Here is a 5,298-nt window from a genome sequence, read left to right as displayed (position 1 = left end):
TGCGGCGTGTCGTCGATCGAGTCCGGGATAGTGCTCAGGGGCTTGGTTTGGGGGGGGTGGGGTGGGGCGGGTTTGAGCAGGAATTGCATGTCATTTGGGGGTGGACGGCGTTGTCTGCTGACGATGCGGCTTCGGCTGCGGTGACTGTCGGATCCTGCTCATTTCCGGAAGGGGGAAGCGGGTCCCAACGCGATCCAGGCCGGGCCCGTTCAACGTCCAGGACGGCTCGGCCCGATCGGTGCCGGGTGGCCGTTTGAGCACTATCCGGGGTTCGATGACGGTTGGATCGTTCAAACCTGTCTTTCTTGCGATCGAACCCGGAATAGTGCTCAACGTCCGACGCGACCCCAACCCGACCAAACGCTCAACGCGACCCCGACCCGACCAAACGCCCGACGGCGCCGTCGACTACGGGTTCCGGCCGACCAACGTCCCGGCGACCTCGCCATAAATGTCCAACATCGCCTTCGCCTGCGACTCGATCGTCCACTGTGACGCCAACTCGACCGACCTCGCCGACGCCCGCGCCCTCCACTCCCCGTCGTCCAACCGGTTGATCACCCTCAACAGCCCAGCCGCCAGCGACGCCGCCGTGGGGCGCGTGATCTCACCGTTGACGCCCGGCTCGACCACCAGCGTCAACTCGTGGTCGACCGACACGATCGGCAACCCCGCCAGCGCCGCCTCGTGCAACACCAAGGCCTGCGTGTCCGTTTGGCTCGGGAACGCGAACACGTCGGCCATCCCGTAGAACGCGCCCAACGCGTCGCGCTTCTGCTCACCCGGCAGGATGATCCGCCCCGCGTCCCTACCCGCCGCGAGCACCCGCTTGATGTGCGGATACCGCTGCCAATCGCCGACGATGCACAGCCGGGCGTCGGGTCGCTGCGCGTGCACCAGCGTGAACGCGTCGGCCAACAGCGGGAGGTCCTTCTCCGGCGCGATCCGACCCGCGTACAGCACCAGCGGGCCGACGGGCCGGGGGATCGGGGGCGGGCCGGGCGGCAATGGGTTGACCCCATTCGGGACGACCCGGATGTTCGCGGTCGTGCTGATCAGCCGGCACCGGGTGGCGGTCTTCGGCGACGGCGTCGTCACCAGCGCGGCCGTCTCCAGCATCTTCTGGCAGATCCCCAGCAGCAGCGCCGCCGAGCGGCCGCGGTCCTCGTACTTGATCTCGGCCAGTTTCAGGTCGTGCGAATCGACGACCTCGCCCTTCGACAACCGCGTGAACGCCTTGACGACCCCGGTCAGCAGCGGCAGGACGGCGGAGTAGTGGTCGGCGTAGGCGTCGAAGTCGGTGTGCCACGTCACAATCATCGGGATGTCTAGCCGGAGCGCAGCCCAGGTGCCGAGCACCCCGACGGGTCCGAACCCGTGCACGTGGATGACGTCGGGCTTCAACTCTGCGATCCGGTCGATCGTGGCGTCGAAGTGCCTGCCGTTGGCGACCCTCGTCGGCATCTTCGGCACCCTGACCGATGGCAGCCGCAGCTCGGTGCGCCCCGGCCGACCGTGGTGCGGGTTCGGGCCCTTCGCCTCGGGGGCGATGACGATCACCTCGTTGCCCGAATCGAGCAGGTTGCCCTCCAACTGCTGCACCGCGAACATCAGCCCGTTGCTGCCGGGCCCGTAATTGTCCGTGAACTGCGCCACGCGCAGCGGACGGGAGGTTCCGGTCACAGCTTGAATCACGCGGTCACTCTACCGGGCAGGGGCGCGTTGCCAGCATCGACGGGCGGACCGGGTGCTCATCGGCCCAGTCGGACGACCCGGTCGCAGGCGGTCATCACCTCCGGGTCGTGCGTGATCACCAGTACGGGCGAGCCGCGGAACGCCGCCCACACGTCGGCCATCAGCGCATCGGCGGTCTCCCTGTCGAGGTGCTCGGTCGGTTCGTCCAGGATGATCAGCGACCGGTCGCCCACCAGCAGCCTCGACAGCGCTAACCGACGGCGCTCGCCTCCGGACAGCGTCGACCCGTCTTCGCCGATGAGCCGCTCCGGGGCGAGGTCGAGCCCGGCGCGTGTCAAGGCGTCGACGATCTGGTCACGGTCGGCGTCCCGGTCGCCGATGCGCACATTCTCGGCGACCGTCGTGGCGAAGATGTGCGCGTCCTGCTCCAGGTAGCCGACGCGCCCGCCGCGGTGCAGCTCGCCGGCCATCGGCGGGATGAGGCCAAGAGCGGTGGCCGCGAGCGTGGTCTTGCCGACCCCCGACGGCCCGACCAACGCGACCCGCTCCCCGCCGGAGACGCTCAGGTCGACGCCGGTCAGCACCGGCGCCGAGCCCGGCCAGCCGATCGCCGCGTCGACGAACCGCAGGCCCGGGGTCGGGGCGTCGCCCTCGGTGACATCGCCGGTGCCGACGGGGTCGGCGTCCAGCACGTCGGTGATCCGGCCGAGCGCGGCGCGGGCCCGGGTGTAGGTCTGCGCCGCCTGCGTGAACGTGTTGAGCACCTCGTGGAGCGCGAGCGGAGTCAGCGCGAGCACCGCGAGGAGGCGCGGGTCGAGGGTGCCGTCGACGACGGCGTCGGTGCCGAACAGCAGCGCGGCGATCACCGCCGCACCCGAGGCGACGATCTGGCCACCCTCGGCGATGCCCCGCACCCAGGCGCCGCGCGACTCCTGCCGTCGGAGCTCGTCGTCGATGGCCAGGAGTCGGTCGAGTTCGGCCCCCTCTGCACCGTAGGCGACCAGATCGGTCGACGTCAGCGCCAGTTCGCGGGCGCCGTCGCCGAGGCGACCCCTGGTCGCGACCGAGGCCCGGTCGGCGTCGAGGCTCATCTTCTGCGTCCACAGCGGCAGCGCGACCCCCGCCAGGATCGCGGTGGCCAGCAGCGCCAGCGCCGACGGCAGGTTGAAGAACCCCAGCATCAAAGTGGTGCCGACGACGACCACCGAGGCCGACGCGAACGGCAGCACGACCCTGACGATCAGGTCCTGCAGCGCGGTTACGTCGGTGACGACCCGGGTGAGCAGGTCGCCGCGCCGCCGCCCGATCAGGGTGGTGCGCGACAGCGCCTCGTAGACGCGCACCCGCAACGCGCCCTGCATCCGCAGCGCGACGTCGTGGCCGACAAGCCGCTCGACGTAGCGGAACGCGCCGCGTGCGATGCCGAACGCCCGAACCCCGACGGCGGCAGGTTGCAGGAACAGCACCGGCGGCGCCAGCGCGGCGAACGAGATCAGCCAGGCCGAAACCCCCATCAACGCGACCGACGACGCCGAGGCCAGCGCCGCGAGCAGCACCGCGAGCAGGAGCCGGCCGCGGGCCTTCGGCACCTGTTGAATCAGGCTGCGCACCAACGACCTCATGCCGCCACCACCTCGACCACCCGGTCGGCGGACCCGATCACGGCCGGACGGTGCGACACGATCAGTGCCCCCGCCCCCGTCGCGCGCACGGCGCGGATGACGCTGGCCTCGGTGTCGACGTCGAGGCCAGCGGTCGGCTCATCCAGGACGAGGAAGCGCCCACCGCCGACACCGATCCGCACGAGTGCCCTTGCCAGCGCGACGCGGCGTCGCTCACCGGCTGAGAGTCCCTCGCCGTCGTCGCCGACCGGTTTGGCCGCGTCGAAATTGGCGCCCGCCTCTCGGAGCGCCCAGGCGACGGTGTCGCCGTCGACCCCCGGATGGCCGAGCGCGACGTTGTCGCCGACGGTGCCGTTGACCAGGCCCGGTTCCTGCGCGACCCAGGCGACCCGGCGTCGCCAGGAGGCCAGGTCGGTTTCGGCGAGATCCTGCCCGCCGACGGTGACTCGCCCGCTGGTGGGTTGGAGGAAACCCATGGCGATGGCCAGCGCCGTCGATTTGCCGCCCCCGGACGTGCCGCTGAGAGCGACCACCTCGCCGGGGGCGACCTCCAGCGTCAGGGCTTCGACGGCGGGCGCCTCGCCTCCGGGGTAGGTGTAGGAGACGGCCTCGAGGCGTAGTGAGCCGTCGATGGCCGGGCGCGTGCCGGGGGCGTCGGTGGCCTGGTCGATGACTGCGAAGGCGGCGTCGGCGGCGGCGACACCGTCGGCTGAGTCGTGGAAGTGGACGCCGACCTGCCGTACGGGCAGGAACGCCTCGGGGGCCAGGATGAGCACGAAGAGGGCGGTGGTGAAGGAGATGTTGCCGTCGACGAGCCGGAATCCGACGGTGACGGCGACGATCGCGACCGACAGCGTGGCGAGCAGTTCGAGCGCGAAGGACGACAGGAACGAGACGTACAGCGTCCGCATGGTCGCCTCGCGGTAGCGCTCTTCGCTGAGCTCGACGCCCTTCTTCTGGGCGCGGGCACGGGCGAAGGCCTGCAGGGTCGGGAGGCCTGCGATCAGGTCGGCGAAGTGGTTGGCGAGCCGGTCGGCGACGTCGAAACTGTGTTTGGTCGCCTTCTGTGTGGTCCAGCCGATCAGGGCCATGAACACCGGGATGAGGGGGAGGGTGAAGGCGATGATGATGGCCGAGGGCCAGTCGGCGATGAGGACGGCCGCGCCGACCAGGAACGGCACGGTCGCCGCGAGGCCGAGTTGGGGCAGATATTTGGAGAAGTAGCCGTCGAGGGAGTCGAGGCCCTGCGTGACGGTGCGCACCAGCGACGCAGATGAGGCGCCGCCGACGGGGGTGTTCATCCGAGCGCGGAGGACGTCGCGGCGAAGGTCCGACTTGACGGCGGCGGCGCTGCGGTGAGCCAACATCGACCGTAGCCAGGCCAGGATTCCCCGGGTGGCGAACACGGTCGTCAGCAGGATGAGGGTCAGTTGGGAGCCGGGGGGGAGCGCGTGGGTCTCGAAGGTGGTGGTGATCCAGGTGGCGATGAGGTCGGCTTGGATGATCAGCAGGATCGAGGTGGCGACCCCGACGAGAACCGAGGCGACGAGGAAGGATCTGGTCGCGTCGGCCCGCTTGAGGAGCCTCGGGTGGATGGGTCCGGCCATTGGCTTAGTCTCCCACGTCGGGGGAGGGGCTTCGACATGGTCGCTCGGGGTCAGCGTCGCCGTCGGCTTTGGGGATGTGTTGGGGCGGTGGTTGGGTGCGGGAATGAGCAGGATTTGCATGTCATTGACACGGTTCGGGTGTTGTCTGCTGACGATGCGTGCGGGGTGGGTTTGAGTGGTGGATCCTGCTCAAATTTGGGCCTGGTCGATGACTGCGAAGGCGGCGGCTCGGGTTGGCGGTGGTGTTGGGCTGGGGTGGGTTGGGCTGTTGGTGGGCTGGGTTTGAGCAGGATTTGCATGTCATTGGGGCGGGTTGGGCGTTGTCTGCTGACGATGCAGCCGGGGCGGGTTTGAGTGGTGGATCCTGCTCAAAT

3 protein-coding genes are annotated in these 5,298 nt (G+C 69.8%); all 3 read right to left on the bottom strand.

Annotated elements, in window-relative coordinates; all coding sequences use genetic code 11:
• Positions 1-408: 408 nt before the first annotated feature.
• The 3 genes from BUC15_RS18335 to cydD are packed head-to-tail and all read right to left on the bottom strand — an operon-like array spanning position 409 to position 4,924.
• Positions 409-1,695, bottom strand: coding sequence for a glycosyltransferase (locus BUC15_RS18335; RefSeq protein WP_139280363.1), 1,287 nt, complete (start codon positions 1,693-1,695; stop codon positions 409-411).
• A gap of 56 nt (positions 1,696-1,751) precedes the next feature.
• The gene (gene cydC, locus BUC15_RS18330; protein WP_073191434.1) at positions 1,752-3,317 is read right to left on the bottom strand and encodes a thiol reductant ABC exporter subunit CydC; all 1,566 of its coding nucleotides are present in this window, start codon (positions 3,315-3,317) and stop codon (positions 1,752-1,754) included.
• On the bottom strand, positions 3,314-4,924 hold the full coding sequence (gene cydD, locus BUC15_RS18325; RefSeq protein WP_084189740.1) for a thiol reductant ABC exporter subunit CydD: 1,611 nt from the start codon (positions 4,922-4,924) through the stop codon (positions 3,314-3,316). Before cydD ends, cydC begins: the two co-directional genes overlap by 4 nt.
• Between the last annotated feature and the right edge of the window lie 374 nt (positions 4,925-5,298).

This window comes from Tessaracoccus bendigoensis DSM 12906 (genome assembly GCF_900141915.1).
In the GTDB taxonomy this organism is placed as follows: domain Bacteria; phylum Actinomycetota; class Actinomycetes; order Propionibacteriales; family Propionibacteriaceae; genus Arachnia; species Arachnia bendigoensis.
The sequence above is the reverse complement of the archived record's forward strand: the minus strand, read 5'-3'. Positions and strand labels throughout refer to the sequence as shown.